Annotated in this window: 21 protein-coding genes and 3 tRNA genes; 18 read left to right on the forward strand and 6 right to left on the reverse strand. The window is 45.1% G+C overall.

Annotation, left to right across the window (positions count from 1 at the left end):
• Positions 1–5 precede the first annotated feature (5 nt).
• A complete protein-coding gene (locus AC6RGY_RS09685; RefSeq protein ID WP_499862381.1) occupies positions 6–395 on the forward strand; it encodes a RidA family protein in 390 nt (129 codons plus the stop codon).
• 286 nt (positions 396–681) lie between these two features.
• Here AC6RGY_RS09685 and AC6RGY_RS09690 read toward each other — a convergent pair whose 3' ends face one another.
• Positions 682–1,239 (reverse strand): flavodoxin family protein, encoded by a 558-nt coding sequence (locus AC6RGY_RS09690; RefSeq protein ID WP_499862383.1) that lies wholly within the window; start codon positions 1,237–1,239, stop codon positions 682–684.
• 271 nt (positions 1,240–1,510) lie between these two features.
• Between AC6RGY_RS09690 and AC6RGY_RS09695 the strand changes: the two genes are divergently transcribed.
• Positions 1,511–1,600 (forward strand) — tRNA-Ser (locus AC6RGY_RS09695).
• A 299-nt stretch (positions 1,601–1,899) separates the two neighbouring features.
• Here the strand turns inward: AC6RGY_RS09695 and AC6RGY_RS09700 are convergent.
• On the reverse strand, positions 1,900–2,928 hold the full coding sequence (locus AC6RGY_RS09700; protein ID WP_499862385.1) for a nucleoside hydrolase: 1,029 nt from the start codon (positions 2,926–2,928) through the stop codon (positions 1,900–1,902).
• A gap of 236 nt (positions 2,929–3,164) precedes the next feature.
• Here AC6RGY_RS09700 and asnB point away from each other — a divergent pair, with 236 nt between their 5' ends.
• The 14 genes from asnB to AC6RGY_RS09770 all read left to right on the forward strand — a co-directional run bounded on the left by asnB (position 3,165) and on the right by AC6RGY_RS09770 (position 14,631).
• Positions 3,165–5,006 (forward strand): asparagine synthase (glutamine-hydrolyzing), encoded by a 1,842-nt coding sequence (gene asnB, locus AC6RGY_RS09705; protein WP_499862387.1) that lies wholly within the window; start codon positions 3,165–3,167, stop codon positions 5,004–5,006.
• Between the two features lie 98 nt (positions 5,007–5,104).
• Complete coding sequence (locus tag AC6RGY_RS09710) at positions 5,105–5,236, forward strand: hypothetical protein (RefSeq protein WP_499862389.1); 132 nt, start codon at positions 5,105–5,107, stop codon at positions 5,234–5,236.
• A 16-nt stretch (positions 5,237–5,252) separates the two neighbouring features.
• Entirely contained in the window at positions 5,253–5,399 is a 147-nt protein-coding gene (locus tag AC6RGY_RS09715; RefSeq protein WP_499862391.1) for a hypothetical protein, read from the forward strand.
• A gap of 159 nt (positions 5,400–5,558) precedes the next feature.
• Positions 5,559–5,634 (forward strand) — tRNA-Arg (locus AC6RGY_RS09720).
• Positions 5,635–5,709: 75 nt separating this feature from the next.
• Positions 5,710–6,315, forward strand: a complete 606-nt coding sequence (locus AC6RGY_RS09725; RefSeq protein ID WP_499862393.1) for a TetR/AcrR family transcriptional regulator — start codon at positions 5,710–5,712, stop codon at positions 6,313–6,315.
• A gap of 142 nt (positions 6,316–6,457) precedes the next feature.
• Positions 6,458–8,467 (forward strand): YhgE/Pip family protein, encoded by a 2,010-nt coding sequence (locus tag AC6RGY_RS09730; RefSeq protein ID WP_499862395.1) that lies wholly within the window; start codon positions 6,458–6,460, stop codon positions 8,465–8,467.
• A gap of 273 nt (positions 8,468–8,740) precedes the next feature.
• Positions 8,741–9,745: a metal ABC transporter substrate-binding protein gene (locus AC6RGY_RS09735; protein ID WP_499862397.1), complete on the forward strand. Its 1,005-nt coding sequence runs from the start codon at positions 8,741–8,743 to the stop codon at positions 9,743–9,745.
• Entirely contained in the window at positions 9,745–10,482 is a 738-nt protein-coding gene (locus tag AC6RGY_RS09740) for a metal ABC transporter ATP-binding protein (protein ID WP_499862482.1), read from the forward strand. Before AC6RGY_RS09735 ends, AC6RGY_RS09740 begins: the two co-directional genes overlap by 1 nt.
• Before the next feature lie 31 nt (positions 10,483–10,513).
• Positions 10,514–11,365: a metal ABC transporter permease gene (locus tag AC6RGY_RS09745; protein ID WP_499862399.1), complete on the forward strand. Its 852-nt coding sequence runs from the start codon at positions 10,514–10,516 to the stop codon at positions 11,363–11,365.
• On the forward strand, positions 11,362–11,775 hold the full coding sequence (locus AC6RGY_RS09750) for a Fur family transcriptional regulator (protein ID WP_499862401.1): 414 nt from the start codon (positions 11,362–11,364) through the stop codon (positions 11,773–11,775). Before AC6RGY_RS09745 ends, AC6RGY_RS09750 begins: the two co-directional genes overlap by 4 nt.
• Before the next feature lie 63 nt (positions 11,776–11,838).
• Positions 11,839–12,306, forward strand: a complete 468-nt coding sequence (tadA, locus tag AC6RGY_RS09755; RefSeq protein WP_499862485.1) for a tRNA adenosine(34) deaminase TadA — start codon at positions 11,839–11,841, stop codon at positions 12,304–12,306.
• Positions 12,307–12,385: 79 nt separating this feature from the next.
• Positions 12,386–12,478 (forward strand) — tRNA-Ser (locus tag AC6RGY_RS09760).
• 164 nt (positions 12,479–12,642) lie between these two features.
• Entirely contained in the window at positions 12,643–13,197 is a 555-nt protein-coding gene (locus AC6RGY_RS09765; protein WP_499862404.1) for a thioredoxin family protein, read from the forward strand.
• Positions 13,198–13,395: 198 nt separating this feature from the next.
• On the forward strand, positions 13,396–14,631 hold the full coding sequence (locus tag AC6RGY_RS09770) for an MFS transporter (RefSeq protein WP_499862406.1): 1,236 nt from the start codon (positions 13,396–13,398) through the stop codon (positions 14,629–14,631).
• Between the two features lie 64 nt (positions 14,632–14,695).
• Here AC6RGY_RS09770 and AC6RGY_RS09775 read toward each other — a convergent pair whose 3' ends face one another.
• Both AC6RGY_RS09775 and AC6RGY_RS09780 read right to left on the reverse strand, forming a co-directional pair.
• On the reverse strand, positions 14,696–15,154 hold the full coding sequence (locus tag AC6RGY_RS09775) for a GNAT family N-acetyltransferase (protein WP_499862408.1): 459 nt from the start codon (positions 15,152–15,154) through the stop codon (positions 14,696–14,698).
• Positions 15,155–15,204: 50 nt separating this feature from the next.
• The gene (locus AC6RGY_RS09780) at positions 15,205–15,843 is read right to left on the reverse strand and encodes a fumarylacetoacetate hydrolase family protein (protein ID WP_499862410.1); all 639 of its coding nucleotides are present in this window, start codon (positions 15,841–15,843) and stop codon (positions 15,205–15,207) included.
• Positions 15,844–16,063: 220 nt separating this feature from the next.
• Here AC6RGY_RS09780 and proC point away from each other — a divergent pair, with 220 nt between their 5' ends.
• Entirely contained in the window at positions 16,064–16,882 is an 819-nt protein-coding gene (gene proC, locus AC6RGY_RS09785; protein WP_499862411.1) for a pyrroline-5-carboxylate reductase, read from the forward strand.
• A 45-nt stretch (positions 16,883–16,927) separates the two neighbouring features.
• Here proC and AC6RGY_RS09790 read toward each other — a convergent pair whose 3' ends face one another.
• A complete protein-coding gene (locus AC6RGY_RS09790) occupies positions 16,928–17,692 on the reverse strand; it encodes a hypothetical protein (protein WP_499862413.1) in 765 nt (254 codons plus the stop codon).
• A gap of 228 nt (positions 17,693–17,920) precedes the next feature.
• Entirely contained in the window at positions 17,921–18,529 is a 609-nt protein-coding gene (locus AC6RGY_RS09795; RefSeq protein ID WP_499862415.1) for a GNAT family N-acetyltransferase, read from the reverse strand.
• Between the two features lie 227 nt (positions 18,530–18,756).
• Between AC6RGY_RS09795 and AC6RGY_RS09800 the strand changes: the two genes are divergently transcribed.
• On the forward strand, positions 18,757–20,112 hold the full coding sequence (locus AC6RGY_RS09800) for an aspartate aminotransferase family protein (RefSeq protein WP_499862417.1): 1,356 nt from the start codon (positions 18,757–18,759) through the stop codon (positions 20,110–20,112).
• Positions 20,113–20,114: the final 2 nt, after the last annotated feature.

A 20,114-nucleotide genomic window follows, 5' to 3' on the forward strand; every position in this document is an offset into this window, starting at 1 on the left:
TGAGCATGAACATAACAAGAAAGAACCCTCAGTCTGTGGCACCACCAGTAGGAGCATATAGCCACCTCACTGTTATTCCAAAAGGAGCCGATTTATTGGTTCTCTCCGGTCAGGTGGGAAATGATCCAGCAGGAAATATCCCCACCAGTGTGGAAGAGCAGATGAGCCATGCACTACAAAATATCCTTCATATATTGCAGGAAGAAGGAGTCTCCGCAGAGGATATTGTGAAGGTGAATATCTGGTTAACGGAATCGATCGACAGGGATAAGTTTCGCCAGATGTGGAGTCAATTTCACGGGGGAAACCCACCGTCGACAACGATGGCATACGTATCTGCCTTAGCGGATGAGTCATTGAAGGTAGAAGTGGAAGCGTGGGCTGCTCGTTGGTAGTATGATGCAGTCTGTTGATGATAGGAATAGGGCTCCGGTTTGACTATAATGAAGAAATTGGGTGTTGAGATATAGTTTAGTTATCCATATTGAGGAAGCAAGCTGGTGTTTCCGAAAGGAGTATGGATATAGATAGAGACAAGAAGCAGCTAGGTAGGTTGATAAAAAGTGACTTGATCCTCGTCAATGGGATCAAGTCACTTTTTTCGTGTTTAGGGTTATTTAAGCTCTCCTTTTGCGAGGCAAGATGAAGGAGTGCGAAGGTGAAGGTTTACGGGGCTTCGCTTTAAAAATGAGTGAGTTGCTCTGACAGTTTGGCTTGCAACTGCTTGGCGGCAAACTGCGCTTGCTTATCTTCGAGGATGTCCCCTGGTCGCCCTCCATGACCGATGACATATTCTTCGAAGGAGATGCCCATAAAATCAAAGATATATTGAAATTGTTGGATCATGGGTAGTCCGACAATGGTGGAATCGGGGCCTCCGGTGGTAATCACATACGCTTTCTTTTCACCCATACGCTGGCGAAAATTGGGATAGCGGTCATCACGCATGGTTTGTGACCAACGATCAACGAAGTTCTTCATAATCCCAGTCATCCCATACCAATAGATAGGGGTAGAGAAGATTAAAATATGATGGGGAAGCACCCGATCAATAATCGAATCATAGTCATCATCAACCGGAGTAAAACCAGCTGGCTCATGTCGCTGATCTTTAATCGGTTGGATATTGTAATCGGTAAGATATATTTTTTCCGTATCCAATTCGGAAATGGCCCATTCGGTTAAAGTTTCGGTATTACCATTTTTTCGTGTTCCCCCGTAGAGAACAGCAATCGACATAATCGGATCACTCCTTCTTAGACGTTGAAGAAATGATACCATAGGTTGGAATTGACTGCTACACTTATTTTTGTATAGTAAGATAGTTAAAATAGAAAGCATACTTTTATACATAATGAGAAAGAGATACTGCTTAAACGAGCTATTTTACCATGCCTCTTGCGACTATAGGAAGTATATGAGGTTAGTGGATATAGCAATCTATCGATGTAGAACTTCCTTGACTTTTCTTTTCCTTATCTTTATAATATCTAATTAGGTTATAGGTTCTGGAGAGGTGGTCGAGAGGTTTAAGGCAGCGGTCTTGAAAACCGCCGAGGGTTCACGCCCTCCGTGGGTTCGAATCCCACCCTCTCCGCCAACTGATAGGGAAAGACGAAAACGCTCTTATCGCGGAAATGCGATAGGGGCGTTTTTGATATAGAGAGCAGATGTACAGTGATCAATAGAAGTTTACCTGATTTAATCTCGTTTCTATTGATTTTTCAATCCCGATAATACTGTACTTTCCTTGCCTAGCAGGATAGAAGTGAATTGTTCACCCTCTTGTTATGGTTATCCCATTATTTCTTATACACCTAACCAAAAGAATATCAAAGCCGTCGTTTCAAATACGTTTCCACGTTTCTCATTACCTACTTATCTCGTGCTATAAGCGCATCACGTGGCTATTTTCGCTTTTGGATTCCTTTTCTTCGGTACAACATGGGCTCTTTTGTTTATTGTGGGAAACGGTAACGTTAAAATTCGTACGAAATCTATTAGAAATCCTTTTACATCGATGGCGATGGCGATTCGATCGGTTTTGGTGGGGTTCATGGGGGCAACCCTGGCACTTAGACGAAAATCAGCAATACTCTCCCCTTTGGCTATACCTTCATCTCGCACGACACGCGCTTCTCTTTTCACAAAAGTAAAGAGATCGGGACGAACCAAGGATGCCATAGCGACGAGATCGTGCACGGGTGTTCCTGCAATACCGGGGCAAGCGTTTTCATTGGCACGCAAGAAGAACGTTAAGAGGGGTCCAATAAAAGGAGAGAAAGGATTAACCCTTTTTGTAGATAGAATCTCAATGATGCTTTCAGGAATGAGTGCTTGCTCCATTGTTACATTTAACGGAATATCAGTGACGCGGGGTAATTGTTGCAAGACAATATCTGCTGCAGGTGGATCGATAAAGAAATTAAATTCAGCAATATCCGTTATATTTCCTGGTACAAGGTAAGCTCCACCCATAATCGTTATACTCTTCACTTTACGTAGGCTAGTTCCGTTTAAGATATCGGCTAGTGCAAGTGGGGTTTGTGGTCCGGTTGCTACAATGTTTAATTCACTACCAAATTTATTAATGAGGGTAAAGATAAATTCGAAAGGCAATAGCGGATAGGGAAGATCAGGGATCACGAAAGGACCAAAGCCAGCAGGTCCATGAAAATCAGTAGCAAAAGTGGGTTCTATACCACTTAAGGGTTTTTTCGGGCCAATGATTAAAGGAACGTTTAACTTGGTTAACCGTAGAAGAAATTTATAATTGCGGATCGCTTCTGCAAGTGGGATATTTCCATAGCTTGCGACAATCCCAACAATCTCAATACGAGGGTTTAGAAATGCATACATAAAAGAGAGCGCATCATCAATTCCAGGATCTCCAATGATCAGGACTTTTTCTTTCTTTGTGATAGGCAAGATTAGTGTCTCCTTGTCCGCTACTTATCGTCCTATTCATCATACGAAAGTAGGGAGAAATTAGTTTCTTTTATTGCATTATCTTATGACATTAGATCCAATGGAAGTGAGGGCGAACGAGTTATATCGTGCCTTTTCAAACATTATTAAGAACCCCTGGGTTCCTGTCTTCATAATATGAAAGGGAACAGCGATCGACATGGGCGAAAATCCCGTGGGCGGGGAGGTTTTTATAGATGTGTGGAATTTGTGGATGGTTAGACTGGCAGGATGATGTCAGTCAACAACGTTCAGTTATCGAGAGTATGAATCGAACACAAGCCCATCGTGGACCGGACGCGGAAGGCATGTGGTTATCAACCCACGTTGCTTTGGCTCATCGACGCCTCACCGTCATCGACCCGGAAGGCGGAACCCAGCCGATGGTACGCACATTTGGTGGGCGAAATCTGGTTATTACGTATAATGGGGAACTTTATAATATGACGGAGTTGGAACGACAACTAAAAAGCCGATATCCTTTATCTAGCCGTTCCGATACCGAATTAATTTTAGCCGCTTATGCTGAGTGGGGATTGGATTGTCCTCAGTACTTAAATGGAATATTTGCTTTTGCTATATGGGATGAACGGGAACGGCAACTCTTTTTGGCGCGAGATCGTATCGGTGTCAAACCCCTTTTCTTCACCGCTAGTGGAGGGCGTTTCTTGTTTGCGTCCGAGTTGAAGGCACTACTTGATCACCCGACAGTTGAGCCGATTGTTGAGGAAGAAGGACTGGCGGAGATCTTGGCACTCGGACCTGCGCGTACACCTAGTCATGGTATTTTTCGTGGTATGGAAGAACTACGCCCAGGGCATTGGATGCGTGTCAGTCAAGAAGGGATCAAGAAGCAAGCTTATTGGAAATTGGAGAGTAAGGAGCATACAGACGACTTAGATACGACGATCGAGCGCGTACGCTTTCTCGTTAAGGATGCCATTGAGCGGCAGCTGGTATCGGATGTTCCGGTGGGCACCATGTTATCCGGAGGATTGGATTCTAGCACGATTTCTGCCTGTACTGCACATGTCTTCAGCGAAGAAGGAAAAGGAGCGCTTCATACCTTCTCCGTTGATTATCAGGACAATGACCGTTATTTTTCTGAGAATGAGTTCCAGCCCAATTCAGATGCCCCCTGGGTGAAGCGAATGGTAGATGCTCTCGGTAGCCATCACCATCCAATTTTACTGGATACTAAGCAACTTGCCGACTCGCTTATCTGGGCGACAGATGCGCGTGATTTACCTGGAATGGCAGATATTGATGGGTCATTACTGCTTTTTTGCCGTGAAATCAAGAAAAAAGCAACCGTTGTGCTTTCTGGAGAATGTGCGGATGAAGTATTTGGGGGCTATCCGTGGTTTCATCGTGAAGAAATGGTTCATGCCACAACCTTCCCTTGGGCGAGATTATTGGATGAGCGTTTGCGTTTTCTCTCTCCAGAGGTAAAGAAGAGAATTCACCCAGTGGAGTATGTGAAGGCACGTTATCAAGAAGCATTGGATGAGGTGCCTCTGATGGAGACAGAATCCCCACAAGAGCAACGTATGCGGCAACTTTTTTATCTCAACTTGACTCGTTGGATGCCCACATTATTGGATCGCAAGGATCGAATGAGTATGGCGGTTGGGTTGGAAGTACGGGTTCCTTTTTGTGATCACCGCCTGGTCGAGTATGTTTGGAATGTACCTTGGTCAATGAAGACACTGGATGGGCAAGCGAAAGGATTGTTGCGTCGTGCGGTGAAGGGGCTTTTACCTGAAGATGTACGTACACGGAAAAAAAGTCCTTTCCCGAAGACACATCATCCTGCATATTTAAATACCGTGCGAGAACAAGCGGTTCAACTCTTAAAAGATACGGACTCGCCTCTATTACCCTTGGTAAACAGTGAAGAGATTCGCCGTTTTGCCGCCTCTAATTTATCCAAGGCTCATATGCCATGGTTCGGACAGCTGATGAATGTTCCACAGTTTTTTGCTTACTTGATTCAGATGGATCGCTGGATAAGGAACCAAGGAATAAGGATTAAATAACCTTAAAAAAATCCTACTATTTTGTCGAATGGCTTGGTTAAATAGAACTAACGTTCTATAATAGAGCTAAGCACGTTCATCAAAAGGTGGGGATGAAGATGGAACGGTGGATTCAACTGGTCGTGGCTCTCCTTTCGTTGTTCCGGTTGCTTCTGGATCTACCGGAGCGATACCAGCGAAGAAGGCGTAAGAAAATCACTTGGCGCAAGCAAAGAAGACATAGAGAGTAGTGAAGTTCTATAGTGTATGAAAATGAAGGACGGGAATTTCTCTTTTCATACGATTGATGTGTTATCTACCTTTGGCGAGGGGAGGAGCCTACAAGAAGAGAGTATGGAGGAAAACGAACGTCAAAGGGTGGTGGATCAGATAGGAGATGAGCAGAAGCTTTGAAAATATAGAGGAAAAAATTCTTTGCTTTCTTGCTTCTATCTCCTTTCTTCTATTCTTTGCTTTGTGTAAAAGCTCAACTGATTATGGTGAAGAGGAAGTTAGGCACAACCGTCCCTTCATTGTATGGGTGATGGGAACATGATATAATAAGAATCACGTGCGCCCGTAGCTCAGGGGATAGAGCAGTGGTTTCCTAAACCGCGTGTCGGAGGTTCGAATCCTCTCGGGTGCGCCATCATTTTAACCGCTTCGATCCCTTGGAATCGAGGCCTTTTTTTATCTGTGCAGGGGCAGTGGAAGGAGATGAAATATGAGACACGAAACCATCGAGCAAATATTTGTTGCTGCTGTAGATGTTTTTGCTAATAGCGGATTTGATAAAACGAAAATGGATGATATCGCTAAGCGTGCAGGTGTAGCTAAAGGGACTCTTTACTATCACTTTACCAGCAAAGAAGAGTTATTTGTGGCAATGATGGACGAAGGTATGGAATCTCTGGTGGATGGGATACGTAGACAAGTGGAGTCGGTGACAAACCCACAAGAAAAAGTGAAGAAATTGATCACATCGCAAGTGCACTATTTTGTCGAACACAACAAATTTGCCCGACTGTTGTTAAGTGAAGTATGGGGTTCAGCCAAGCGCCAGGATGATTTTCGTACACATATCCGTGAATATGTTACTTTAATTGAGGAGGTGCTCCAACAAGGAGTGAAGTCGGGCTCGTTCACTGAAGTGAAGACGACGGAAACGGCTTACTCTATTTTCGGTGCTGTTAGTGTGGCAGTTTTGCAGGAACTTTTAAAAAAACCAGAACAAGATGAAAAACAGCTCAGGATAGAAGCTGCTCCACGACTGATCGACTCTTTAGAACGGTTCATATTAAAGGGTGTTCTTCAAGAGGAAAGGAGATAAATACTTTCTTTTTTTCGCTTTAAAATGACGAATGGGTGATTGCGAAGATATTTGGATATGTACTATAATAAACTGTACTGACCAGTCAGTTTTATCATGGTTAGACTGTACTCGTAAATACTATCTGCAAAGGAGGGTTTCCTTGAAAAAGACAAAACAAAAATACTTCCCGGCATTGCATTTGCCAAATATGCTTCAAAGTCAAAAGTTACGCTTGGGATTGTTAGGGATTATGATGATCCCGCTTATGTATAGCTACATTTATTTATGGGCCTTTTTTGATCCATATGACCATATAAAAAACCTACCGATTGCGGTGGTTAATGAGGATATTGGAAGTAGCATGAACGGGGAAACCTTTAACGCAGGAGACGAACTCGTTGAACAACTGAAGGATAATGATGATGCTTATTGGGAATTCGTTACTCGTGAACAAATGGAAGAAGGGTTTGAGCAGAATCGCTACTACCTAGGTATTCTGATACCCGAAAATTTTTCGCAACATGCAGCCAGTGTGACGGAAGTGCAGCCAGAAGCGGCGATGATTCAGTACTATGCGAACGAAGGGTATAACTATATTTCTACCCAGATTGGTTCACGAGTCGTGAGTGAGTTGGAAAGCAGCCTCGAACATGAGATAGCCAAAATGTATGCAGAGGGCCTTTTTGAGGAGATGGAGAAAGCAGCTGAGGACCTAGGGGAAGCAGCTGATGGTGCCGATCAATTGCATACGGGCTCTTCAAAATTGTATGGCGGGATGATCGATTTGCATGAAGGACTGAAGGAAGCTGATGATGGCGCTTCCCAATTACAAAGTGGAGCAGTCCTACTTCAAGATGGATTGTCGCAGGCCCATCAAGGAGTAGCCGATGTTGAGAAGGAAATCGAGGAAGAACTGAAACCGAAAATCCCTGAAATAGAAAAGAAAATGGCGGAAACGAGAGAGGTCATCACTCTTCTAGAAAAGAACTCGAAAGAGATAAATGAAGGCATTGATGATTTGGAACGAGTGATTGACATAAACAAGGAACAGCAAGAAAATCTGGATGCTTTTTTAGACAAACATCCCGAATTAGCGGAGGATCCTTATCTCAAGGAGTTGGAGGTAGGCATAGGGGATGAAACCAAGAGTCTTGAACAGTTGCGCTCAGATTGGCATGAAAAGAGAAACTTCATAGAAGACGCTGTAACGGAGTTTGAAGGATTTCTAACGCAGCTGGATGAAATGAAGAAAGTGCTAAATAAAGTAGATAAATTACTGGGTGAAGTGGATCAAGTGAAAGAATTGGAGAGCGGTTTGAGCGAATTAGAAGATGGCGCGACGCTCTTAACGAGCAAATTGGGTGAGATGGAACAAGGATTGAATCAATTGCTCCATGGTTCTGAGCAACTGGTGGATGGTGCGAAAAAACTGGAGGACGGAAGCGGTGAGTTGGAGAGCGGGTTAAAGAGCGGGGTAGAAAAAGCAAACGAAAACCTAGAGGGATCTGATAACAAAGCCAATATGATGTCTAATCCGCTCGATGTGGAAGAGGATTCGATCCATCCTGTTCCCAACTACGCGACTGGATTTACTCCATATTTCTTATCCCTATCACTTTGGGTTGGAGCGATGTTGCTATTTACTGTGATAGACATTCATCGACCGTCCATTGACAACTTCCATCCTCTGTCATGGGGCGTAGGTGCTCTAATCGGATTGGGTCAAGCGTTAATTGTGACCACCGCGCTCGTGTTTGGCTTGGGGATTGAGCCAGAGCTGTTATTCTCACTGTATGGACTGACGATCTTGATGGCCTTCACCTTTATCGCCATCAATCAGACATTGGTCTTGTTCTTTAATGATTTTGGCCGATTTATTGCCATCTTCATTTTGATGTTGCAGCTAACTGCTAGCGGAGGGACCTACCCTACGGAACTATTGCCAACCCTCCTTCAGTGGGTGCATCCACTCGTACCGATGACGTACTCAATAGAAGGATTGAGGGCAGCAATTTCTATCGGAGATGTGGATATGGTGATGAAAAGCGCATGGGTTCTTACGGGCTACCTCATCGGAGCGATGTTCTTGATGTCGTTAGGACGCATTGCGAAAGCACCGGGTACGGGTAACCTGGGTATTCGTCAGACACTCCTTGGTTTATTTAAGTAGTGGACAGAAAGTGCTGTTTGCTAGAGTGATCTAGCAGGCAGCATTTTTTTATGAGATGAGGGTGAAAGCTCGCCCATCAACCAAGCATCGAGAAAACCTGAAGCTCCCATACGGGAAGCTTTCATCCGAGGCGTGTGGAGATAGACCAGCGGGTTTTCTAAAAAATAAAAGATTAAAACGTAATCATTACGATTTACTTTTGTGGGCAACCCACTTATAATAAGTAATATGGTATAGAAAACAGAACGGATCTGCTTGAGGAGGAAATGAAAATTGAAGAGACGAGTTCCCCTGATCGCTATTTATCTTAGCATTAGTATCATCGGGCTTATGGGGTTAAGTGGATGTGCTGAAGATAAGGTAGCCGATCAGGGTAAGGTTCGTGTGTATGCAAGCTTTTATCCATTAGCCGATTTCGCTTCGAAGTTGGGAGGAGAGCATGTTGAAGTGATCAACCTCGTACCAGCTGGGGTAGATCCTCATGACTATGAACCGAGTGCAAAAGAGATGGCTGGTCTGAGTCAGGCGGATGTTTTTCTCTATAATGGGAGAGGGTTTGAATCCTGGTCCAAGCAAGCAACTTCCTTGTTTGATGAAAAAGAGACGGTCATCGTCAATACATCTGACGCTCTGTTTACAGAAGGTCATGAAACAGAAGAAATGGAACATGGAGAAGATGAGCCGTCCTCCTCTGCGCACTCAGAAGAGTCAGCGATAGGTCAGGAGGAAGCAGGTCATGATCATGGAGCACAAGATCCCCATGTGTGGTTGGATCCCCTGTTGGCAAAGAAACAGGCGCAGGCGATTTGTGAAGCATTTATTCAAGCGGATCCAGACCACCAAGAAGAGTATGAAGCCAATTATCAAAAATTAGCGAAGCAATTGGATCAGCTGGATCAAGAACTACAAACGATAGCAGAACGAGCGGAAAAAAAGGTGTTTGTCACCTCGCATGAGGCGTTTGGCCATTTAGCAGAGCGGTATGGTTGGACTCAGATTGCCGTTCATGGCTTGTCGCCTGCGGACGAACCATCTGCACAGGATCTGCAAGAGATAATCAAAGCGATCAGGCAGCATGATGTGAAGGTTTTATTAGTGGAAACCTTAACTGATCCACAAGCGATGTCGGTTGTGCAACAAGAGACCGGAGTAGAGACGCGCGCTCTTCATTCCTTAGAAGGACTGACGAAAGAAGAAGAAGCGCAAGGTGAGGATTATTTCTCGATTATGAAAGAGAATGCTATGCAGTTAAGAAAAGCATTGGGGGCTTCGTCATGATGACCACAATCTGTCAGTTAAATGGTGTCTCGCATGCTTATCAGCAAAGAGCCGTGCTTGAACAAGTGGATTGGCGTTTGGAGCAAGGAGAGTTTGTTGCCCTTGTGGGTCCTAATGGATCTGGTAAATCTACCCTGATTCAATTGGCTGTCGGTGCGATGAAGGCAAGTCAGGGCCAGGTAAAGGTTTTTGGCGAACCGATCGCAACATTTACCGATCGAGCACGTATCGGTTATGTTTCGCAGAAGGCGAATCGTTTTAATGCAGGATTTCCTGCGACCGTCAGCGAAGTGGTGGCCTCCGGGCTATATGGAAAGAAAGGGCTATTCAGGCGCTTGCAGAAGCGCGATTGGAGGGAAGTGGAGCGAGCATTAGAACAGGTAGGCATGCAGGAGTATCAGAAACGGAACATGGGTCAACTCTCTGGTGGACAACAACAGCGTGTGTTGATTGCGCGGTCATTGGTAAGCGGACCGGAATGGCTGGTCTTGGATGAACCGACGGTGGGGATGGATCAGGAATCCGTCTGGCAATTGTACGAACGCCTACAGTATCTTCATGACAGTGAGGGGCTGACGATTTTATTGGTTACGCATGATATGATGGATGTCGCTCATTATGCTGAACGTGTGGTATGCCTAAACAAGCAGGTTCTGTATGATGGAAGGGTAGAAGATTTTATAGAGAAGAAGGAGTCCATCATGGCGAAAGCGTATGGGATTCCGCTATATTCGTGAGGAAGTAACGACGAAAGCGGGTTAGAATGCAATGATCAACGCTATATTTGAATTTCAATTTATGCAACATGCCATCATCGCGGGGATATTGATTGGACTCATTGCTCCTTTGATCGGGGTTTTCTTGATGGTACGTCGCCTCTCGTTAATTGCTGATGCATTGGCTCATGTGACGTTGTCGGGAGTAGCGGCAGGTCTTTATCTGCAAGCGTCTTTTCCTGGCTGGGTTTTTAGCCCTCTCTATATGGGGCTTGGCTTTTCGGTAGCAGCTTCTTTTTTTGTGGAGCGCTTACGCCGTTGGTTTCATTATTATCAAGAGTTAGCGATTCCCATTGTATTATCTGCAGGGATTGGCTTAGGCGTTGTTCTTATCAGTGCGGCTGATGGCTTTAATGTGGATGTGGCTGGCTACCTCTTCGGAAGTATACTCATGATCGATGCGAGCGAGATGAAGGGAATCCTTGTCGCTACTGGAATTGTGCTTGCTGTCGTGATACTCTTCTATAAAGAGTTATTCGCGCTCTCTTTCGATGAAGAGAATGCGCGCTTGTCCGGGATTCCACAGTCATGGATCAATGGATTGTTTATGGTGGCAGTGGCGCTGGTCATTACGGCTTCCATTCGTGTTGTCGGTATCTTATTGGTGTCTGGCCTGATGACCTTACCGGTTGCAACAGGGCTCCAGGTGGCACAAAGCTTTCGGCAGTTGTTAGGGTGGTCGGTGGTGTTTGCGCAAGTGGCGGTGCTATGTGGACTGACGGCAGCTTATTATTTGGAGTGGGCATCTGGGGGGACGATTGTGTTGACGGGTGTTCTCCTATTACTGCTAGTGATCGGGCTAAAAAAGGGGCTGGGTTTGAACAAGAGAGGGTCGATACGATGAGAATGGAACAGGCACTTCTCCTTTTAAAAGAAAAAGGGTACAAGTATACAGGAAAACGAGAATCGATGGTGCGAATTTTTGCCGAACAGGATCGTTATGTATCGGCTAAGGAATTGCTGGAGCTCATGCAGGAGGAGTATGATCGCATTAGCTTGGATACGGTTTATCGCAACTTGAGCCTATTTGAAAAGCTAGGAATCCTAGAGGTAACGGAGTGGATTGGTGAACGTCGTTATCGTTTAAACTGTGGAGAGAAGCGGCATCACCATCATTTGATCTGTACGGAATGTGGACGGACCCGTCGCATTCATGCGTGCCCGATGGATGCCTTGCTAGGAGAGCCGGAAGGATTTGCTATAACGGGTCACAAGTTTGAGATATACGGAATCTGTTATCAATGTGAAGCCTAGATGAGGAGCGACAAGAAGTTGGAAGAAAAGAAGAAGGAATTACAGAAAGAGAATCAGACGAGTTTGGCGCAAGAGAGGGTGGATGATCGCGTCTTTATGGAAGAAGCGATCGTAGAAGCGCGCAGAGCAGAGGCAATCAGAGAGGTGCCTATTGGAGCGGTGATTGTGCGAGCTGGGGAAATCGTAGGACGTGGTCATAATTTGCGTGAAACGACGAACGATCCTACGGCGCATGCGGAGATGGTGGCCATACGTGATGCTGCGAGTCGCTTAGGGGGATGGCGACTAATGGGATGTGATTTGTATGTCACGTTGGAGCCGTGTCCGATGTGCGCGGGGGCGATCGTACAGTCACGGGTGGAACGTGTGATTTATGGGACGACCGATCCCAAGGCGGGATGTGCAGGAACCTTGATGAACTTGTTAGATGAGCCGCGTTTTAATCACCGGACGGAAGTGATTCCTGATGTGATGCAAGCGGAGTGTGCAGAATTACTCACTTCCTTTTTTCGACGGTTACGGGGAAAGTAAGAGGTAAGTGGATCGCATCCTTGACATTTGGTCAGTAATCCTGTAGTATATTGTATTGTCAGGCTAAATAATCTTTTGTGGAGAGGTGTCCGAGTGGCTTAAGGAGGCGGTCTCGAAAACCGTTGTGCGGGTATTCCTCGTACCGTGGGTTCAAATCCCACCCTCTCCGCCAATGAAGGAAAAGCGCTCTTATCGCTGGGAAAGCGGTAAGGGCGCTTTTTTTCGGTACCTTTTAAAGGTGGTATGTGTTAGGATTGAGCTGTATTTAATCTGGGAATCTATATGAGTGATTGGACCGAAGAATTAGCTTTCGGTTTAAGAAAGGAGAGGAAAGTAATGGCGCGAGTTGAGTCCAATATGTTTCCATTGGGGAAAGAGGCTCCCTCTTTTTCCTTGTACAATCCCATAACAGGGAAAACCGAGCACCTCGCTGAGCTTAAATCAGAGAAGGCAACCGTCATCATGTTTATCTGTAATCACTGTCCATTCGTCGTGCATGTTCAGGAGCAATTGGTTCTTTTGGCGAACGAGTACCAGGCAAAAGGGGTTACTTTTATCGCAATTAACGCCAATGATGTGGATAAGTATCCGGATGATTCCCCGGAAAAGATGAAAGAGGTAGCTGAGGAGTTGGCTTACCCCTTTTCTTATCTCTTCGATGAGACACAGGAAGTGGCGAAAGCATATCAAGCAGCATGCACCCCTGATTTTTATCTCTTTGACAAGAACATGAAGTGTGCTTATCGAGGCCAATTAGATGATTCTCGCCCTTCCAATGGCATACCCGTGACTGGAGAGTCCCTTCGTTCTGCGCTTGATCAAGTGATGACCGGTAAAGAGGTAACGGAAAAGCAAAAACCGAGTATGGGTTGCAATATTAAGTGGAAGTAAGCACACTTCAATAACGATAACGCCTACCTTTGTTGGAAATGTAGACGCACTTATGGCCTATCGGGCGATTTGTGCGTTTTTATATGAGAAAAGAATATAGAAAGTATTGTTATAAAAGATGTTAAGATATAAAATATGGTCTAAATTACATATTGATATGGTTTTAATAGTCATTACAAGCAACCGGAGGAGTTCGTATTGGAAGTTGAAAAATTATGGAATAGAAATTTCTTTTTGTTTTGGGTCGGTAGTGCTCAATCCTTTATGGGAACAGCGTTATACATTGTCGCTTTATCCTACTTGGTACTGGAATTAACAGGAACAGCAAAGTATACAGCTATCACTATGGCTGTGGCTGCGATTCCATACTTGTTTAGCCCTATAGCAGGTGTGATCATCGACCGAATCGAGAAGATGAAAAGGCTTCTCGTTGTGGGAGATATCTTGCGTGGTACGGGGATGATCATCCTCTGCTTTTTTGGTTGGATGGATCAACTTTCTGTAAATGTTATTCTGGTTGTTGCCTTTCTTATGGGGGTAATCGGCGTTTTCTATCGCCCTGCCTTTGGTTCACTTCTTCCTCGCCTTGTTCCGTCAGCGGAAGTGGGACGAGCCAATGCATTCAATAGTATGAATGCGCAAATCACAACGCTATTGGGCTTTGCTGTAGGAGGTTGGGTGGTTGCGGAAATGGGATCGCTCACCGCTATTTTTCTGAATGGGGTATCTTTTTATATGATGTCGCTTTGTTTTGTTGCTATGGTCTTTCCTGAGAAAAAGTCCAAAGAGGAGAGGACAAGCGATGGGATACTAGAGCAGATGAAAGCTGGATTTCGCTATTTAATCTCATCCAAGATGTTGTTCATCATACCCTTCATCTTTGGTTTGATGATGATTAGCTACAGCCCCTTGGAAGTTCTGATGCCACTTCGAATGGAGGAGATTGGGGCGGGTCCTAAAGAATACGGGATCTTCTTTTCGGCAATTACAGTGGGATCACTAATAATTAGCGCGTATGTAGCCAAGTTTGGAAAGAATCTCAATACATCATTTTATACAGCAGTGGGACTTCTCCTGATGTCCGTTACGATTGTTGGGACTGCAATTGGACAACATGCTTTCGTTCTCTATATATGTGCAGGACTATTTGGTGTAGGCTCATCACTTGTTAGCATTAGCAACATGACCTACGTGCAAACAAATGTGAGAGATGAGTACCGCGGCAGGGTTTTCGGTGTATTTGGTGTTATCGAACAGGCGGGATTACCCGCATCACTGGCAATAGTAGGATATTCCGTTGGGTTGGTAAGACACGAGTTTATCTTTTTTACAATCGCCATTCTATTATTGATCGTAGCAGTGGTCTGGATTGGGCTTAGTATGTTCTTTGCGGAGGAGGAGAAACCGGGGTTAAAGCATGCTTCTTCAAGATAAGAAAGGGATGTTTGTAGACATGAAAAAAGTAGAGAGAGGGTGGTTGTTAGTGAATGGCTTGGGCTCATTCACTAACAATCATTCGCAATAGAGGAAGGGAGCGGTCCGGAAATACTTCTGAAGGGACTTCTCCAATGTTGATCGCACCCATTCGCTCGTAGAATCTTTGGGCATGTGGGTCACTTGCTATGGTAAAGGAAGGGATTTGTTTCTCTCCTGCCTTTTGAATGAGTGCTTCCCACAAAGTTTTCCCATATCCTTTGCCAATGTATCGTGGTTGAATGTAGAGGAAGTCGAGCATTGCTTCTTCCGTATAACTAGTGAGGAATGAAAAGAAGCCAATGATTCCCTCTTGGTTTTGGAGTACATAGACAGGATAGTTTTCGATATATGTTGGAGTAATAGTAAGATTTTCTTTGCATTCTTGAATAAATGTTTCGCTATAGTTCCAGTAAGACTTGGACTCCAGTGCTAAGTGGCTTAATCGCTTTGCTTCGGTAGTGAGGGCTCTTCGAATGATCATTTATTATCCCCTCGCCATGTTGGATAGTCGTTTGGCAATTTAGATACTAGTTAAGTGGAAGAACCCCGCATGGTGCACTCTCCCATGAGCTTTTCTCCCCAATACAATTGAAATTGATCTCCATCGTGAACCTCTCCCACTCCCGCAGGGGTACCAGTAAAAAGAATGTCGCCACGATCCAGACCAAAGGTGGTGGCACTATACTCTAACAGAGTGGAAAGTGAGAAGGTCATTTCGCTCATTTTTCCGGTTTGTACAAGTTGCTTATTTTTATGTAAAGTGAAAGGAGTTTGTTGGCTTTTCTTTTCTCCTGGGAAAGGAATGAAGGGAGTCAAAATGGCCGAATGGCGAAATCCTTTGGCAGGTAGCCAGGGATACCCTTTCTTTTTCAATTGGGTTTGGAGATCACGAAGTGTCATATCTAATCCGAGAGAAAGATAATCAACACAATCATCTACTCTCATGCCTTTTTCATAGGGACGAGCGATATGTACGACGACTTCCGCTTCATAATGAACACTCCCTTGTGCATGGGGAAAGGGGATGGTTCCTCCGTCTGTATAGGTTAATGCATGAGTAGGTTTCGTGAACAAGAGGGGTTCAGAAGGTCTTTCGTTATTTAGCTCTTTTGTGTGGGCATCGTAGTTTCGACCCACGCAGTAGATGTTGCGGATTTCTGATGGCTGCATGCGGATCTCCTCCATCTTATCTTCATGACAAAGCGTCATGGCTTATACCTTTTACTTTCTATTATATTGTAACAGGAGGAAATAAACGAGTAGAGTCAGCGATCGGAGGAGGATGGAGTAGTCAAGTTGCTTTCTCGCTCGCTCCTTCGGTATGCTTAGCGTGTAATTAAATACGGTTGATAGTTTATCGAGATGAATGAAAAAAGAGGAGGAATGGAAAATGAAAAGCGTAAACATTCTTTTCATCGGTGCGGGCCGCATGGCAGAAGCGATTATCGCCGGACTGATGAACCGACAAAGGGAGAAAGTTGGCCAGATTGTCGTAACCAATCGTTCCAATCAAGAGCGTCTTCAAGAGATGGAAGACCGTTATGGGGTAGTGGTAGCGGACGATTGGCAGGAGCATGTTTCTGATGCCGATGTGGTTCTATTAGCGATGCCCCCTCATCATCATCCTGAGGTTTTAACTGCTTTGGCTCCTCATATTAAGGATCAGTTGATTGCCACCGTCGCTGGTGGGATCGGTCTACAGCGGTTAGAAAAACATCTACCGACCAATGCCGCCGTAGCATGGCTGATGCCCAATACCGCAGCCCATCTGGGTGAATCGATCTCGCTTTATACATGGAATAAGGACGTATCGGCCGAACAAAAAGAAATGGTGGAAATGATCGTGGAAGGGATCGGAAAAGGCGTGTCCTGTAGTGAACAAGAAGTACACGATCTTACTGCAATTACGGGAAGTGCTTCTGCTTTTATCTACCGAATGGCAGAGTTGTTGGAAGAGTCGGCGCGGGATGTAGGGGTGTCAGCAGAAGTAGCGCATCAGATGGTTGCCCAAATGATCTATGGTGCGGGAAAGATGCTGACTGAAGGAGGAGACCCAGCGTACTTACGAGATCAAGTTACCTCACCGGGTGGTTCGACAGCTGCTGGGATGGAAGTATTAGAGAGAAGTGGGTTACGGAACATTATGCGTGAAGCAATTGAGGCAACCAACGAACGGGCACGTGAATTGACAGCGGGTCAAGATAATTAAGAGTCGGCTGTCTCGTCTGAGAGTGTCTTGCAAGTTGTTATCTGCTCAGCTAAACATTGTGGAGCAGGCATCCTCCGTACTGATCGTACGTGGGCAATTACGACAACATTGATCCTCTGTTATTTTGTAATAGAGGCAGCAAGTTTTCCGCATAGGGAGCCCTTCTTCGGTTCGCTCAGGCGGACAGTCCCCATGTAGATTAAGTGGATTTTTGTCGCTATAGCCGAAGTGTTCAGGACTTGCTTCTTGTAGGAGGAAGCGGAAGTCGGAGGCGAGTTTTTCTTTTTCTTCGCTCGTAGATGCTTCTTCTATCCACTTGCGATAGCCATAGTCTATGTAAACAAATGTATTCTCCCATAGTGTGGATAAGGGGACACGGTAACGCTCTTTCATCTCTTGAAACAAAATAGAGAGGTTATTGGCGAAAATCTCCTTTGTCCAGTGAGAGCGCCAAACAGGCCGATCTTCTGTTGGGGCGGGTGTAGGAGTGGCATTCTTGATCACTATGGCTAAGTTGCCATCTGTGGTTGCCCCTATTTGGAGATTGGAAGCAGCAAACGAAATCCCTTGATTGCAATAGCTCATCAAAAAGAAGCCTGCACAGATGGTGCGGGCATAATACTTACTTAGCAGAGAGGCATTTACCACGGATGGTGTAGTTAGGTTGAGTTGTTTGACAAGTAGGGTAAGTATGGAATCCAACGCCTGGCCCGATACGAAATCGTCCGCGTCGATGGCGTATCCGAGGTTGGCTGGAGCGGACGAGTATACATGAAATTCCTGCTCAAGTAGACGGAATGCTGTCTCCATCTTTTTCAATCCCCTTCCTTCAATACTGTCCTTTCTGTTTTCTCTCCAACTCGATTGATCAAGAAGGATAAGAGACGAATAAAAGGAATAATGGTGTTTGATCCGCCTTGCCGGACCGGACTTAAAAAGCAGAAAGAAAGAGGCTTTCTCTATTTCATGTAGGAAAAGGGAATTTGCCTCTTCTTTTTTAGAAGAACAGAAAGTGCGTTAATCATGAATGAAAGAAGTTCATTTGGATAGCTCCAAACCTTTTAATTCTTTCCAATTAGAGAAGGTGTCCCGCTCACAGATCATTAGGAATGCATTCTTATGGGGCATCTCGATTTGACTGTGGATACGGAATCCACTTTTTTTAGCTGCAGGGACGATGATGCGATTGCCGACATCGGGTTCTCCTACGATACGGTTAGTTGGGTGAGTATGAAAAAGGTAAGTCAACATGATGTCTTGAATGGAGACCAAGTATTTTTCATGAACATGTTTGCGCATACCAATAACCGTATGTGTCCCTAGGTCTGTCTCAGTGTAATCATAGTAATCTTTGATGTGATCGTGTTTCACTTCGTAGATCATAATATACGATAATGGCTCTTCATCGAGTAGAACCATATAATGTTGGCGGTGAGGGTTGTGAAACGACTTCGTAAAGTACTCTTTAAACTCCTCTAGAGGAACATCCAATTTCCAAAAAGGAGCGATGTGACGTTGATGCATCCATTGATGCAAAAGATGTAAATCCTCCGTAAAGGATACCGGTCGGACGGAAAATGTCTGTCCCAACTCAGGATCTTTATAGGTGAAGAGTGTCGTCATCGACTCCATCATTTTTTTCTCCATCTTGCGATTTCCCCCTTCCCAATCTTTACATCCCCTATTATAATGAAAATGATTCTCATTAGCAATTTATTTTTTGCAGGATATTAAACTAGTATTATAAGCCAGTAATATATATACATTTACATCCCTTAAATAGCGTGATATATTGGGACGAAAAGAGACTGTTGAAAATGATTCTCATTATCGATATATAGCTTAGCTACAAAATTATTGAAGGAGTGATCCGTATGAATGAGACACAAGTATTAGGGAACGAGCACTTTTTACAACGGCAGGAGAAGAGGGAATCCAACGCCCGTTCCTATCCTCGACGCATCCCCATTGCGATGAAAGAAGCAAAAGGCATTCATGTTACGGATGTGGAGGGCAAAGTTTATCTGGATTGTTTGGCCGGTGCAGGTACACTCGCTTTGGGACACAATCACCCGGTTCAACATGAAGCCATTCAGGAAGTGCTCTCTTCCAATCTACCATTACATACATTAGATATTACAACACCAGTGAAAGATGCGTTTGTAGAAGAGTTATTCTCCAGTCTGCCAGCATCCTTTAGTAACCGGGCAAAAATTCAATTTTGCGGACCGTCTGGAGCGGATGCGGTGGAAGCGGCGATGAAAATGATCAAAACAGCAACTGGACGTCGGGGCATGTACTCCTTTCATGGGGGATTTCATGGTATGACGCACGGAGCGCTAAGTTTATCCGGTAATATTGGACCGAAAAATGCGGTGAACAGCCTAATGCCCGATGTTCACTTTTTGCCTTATCCTTATGATTATCGTTGTCCCTTTGGACAAGGTGGTGCGATTGGTACGGAGATCGCAGCCAACTATGTGGAGCGGACGATGGCTGATCCGGAAAATGGTATCCCACTACCAGCAGGGTTGATTATGGAAATCGTACAGGGAGAAGGTGGGGCGATTCCAGCACCGGATGAATGGACGAGGCGTGTACGGGAAGCGACACGTAAGCATGGAATCCCGATGATTGTGGATGAAGTGCAGACGGGATTGGGACGGACAGGGAAGTTGTTTGCCTTTGAACATGCTGGCATTACTCCCGATGTTGTTATCCTCTCTAAGGCGATTGGTGGTTCCCTGCCATTATCGGTGGTTGTATATGATGAATCACTGGACGAGTGGCAACCAGGAGCCCATTCCGGAACATTCCGTGGCAACCAGATGGCGATGGCAACCGGAATGGCGACCATTCGCTATGTGCGGGAAAACAAACTGGAAGAACATGCAGCCCGCATGGGAGAGCGTTTGATGAACCATCTCGAAGCCGTCAAACAAATGGCGAATGCAATCGGGGATGTGCGTGGCCGTGGACTCATGATTGGTGCTGAGATCGTGGATAAAGATCAAGCGGCGGATGTGATCGGCAGTCATCCAGCGCATCCTGCATTGGCAAAACGGATTCAACAGGAATGTTTCCGTCGTGGCTTGATCTTGGAATTGGGAGGACGTCATGGAAGTGTGGTGCGTTTCTTACCCCCATTGATTGTAACAGAAGAGCAAATCGATGCGATTGCCGATATTTTTGCTGAAGCCGTATTGGAAGCAGAGCGTGCATTGGTGTGAAA

This window comes from Mechercharimyces mesophilus (genome assembly GCF_059818345.1).

Excerpts from the sequence above, each read along its gene's own strand:
- AC6RGY_RS09685 (WP_499862381.1), top strand. The coding sequence starts at position 6 with ATGAACATAACAAGAAAGAACCCTCAGTCTGTGGCACCACCAGTAGGA.
- AC6RGY_RS09690 (WP_499862383.1), bottom strand. The coding sequence starts at position 1,239 with ATGTCGATTGCTGTTCTCTACGGGGGAACACGAAAAAATGGTAATACC.
- asnB (WP_499862387.1), top strand. The coding sequence starts at position 3,165 with ATGTGTGGAATTTGTGGATGGTTAGACTGGCAGGATGATGTCAGTCAA.
- AC6RGY_RS09710 (WP_499862389.1), top strand. The coding sequence starts at position 5,105 with ATGGAACGGTGGATTCAACTGGTCGTGGCTCTCCTTTCGTTGTTCCGG.
- AC6RGY_RS09715 (WP_499862391.1), top strand. The coding sequence starts at position 5,253 with ATGAAAATGAAGGACGGGAATTTCTCTTTTCATACGATTGATGTGTTA.
- AC6RGY_RS09725 (WP_499862393.1), top strand. The coding sequence starts at position 5,710 with ATGAGACACGAAACCATCGAGCAAATATTTGTTGCTGCTGTAGATGTT.
- AC6RGY_RS09740 (WP_499862482.1), top strand. The coding sequence starts at position 9,745 with ATGACCACAATCTGTCAGTTAAATGGTGTCTCGCATGCTTATCAGCAA.
- AC6RGY_RS09745 (WP_499862399.1), top strand. The coding sequence starts at position 10,514 with ATGATCAACGCTATATTTGAATTTCAATTTATGCAACATGCCATCATC.
- AC6RGY_RS09750 (WP_499862401.1), top strand. The coding sequence starts at position 11,362 with ATGAGAATGGAACAGGCACTTCTCCTTTTAAAAGAAAAAGGGTACAAG.
- AC6RGY_RS09765 (WP_499862404.1), top strand. The coding sequence starts at position 12,643 with ATGGCGCGAGTTGAGTCCAATATGTTTCCATTGGGGAAAGAGGCTCCC.
- AC6RGY_RS09775 (WP_499862408.1), bottom strand. The coding sequence starts at position 15,154 with ATGATCATTCGAAGAGCCCTCACTACCGAAGCAAAGCGATTAAGCCAC.
- AC6RGY_RS09780 (WP_499862410.1), bottom strand. The coding sequence starts at position 15,843 with ATGCAGCCATCAGAAATCCGCAACATCTACTGCGTGGGTCGAAACTAC.
- proC (WP_499862411.1), top strand. The coding sequence starts at position 16,064 with ATGAAAAGCGTAAACATTCTTTTCATCGGTGCGGGCCGCATGGCAGAA.
- AC6RGY_RS09790 (WP_499862413.1), bottom strand. The coding sequence starts at position 17,692 with ATGGAGACAGCATTCCGTCTACTTGAGCAGGAATTTCATGTATACTCG.
- AC6RGY_RS09795 (WP_499862415.1), bottom strand. The coding sequence starts at position 18,529 with ATGGAGAAAAAAATGATGGAGTCGATGACGACACTCTTCACCTATAAA.
- AC6RGY_RS09800 (WP_499862417.1), top strand. The coding sequence starts at position 18,757 with ATGAATGAGACACAAGTATTAGGGAACGAGCACTTTTTACAACGGCAG.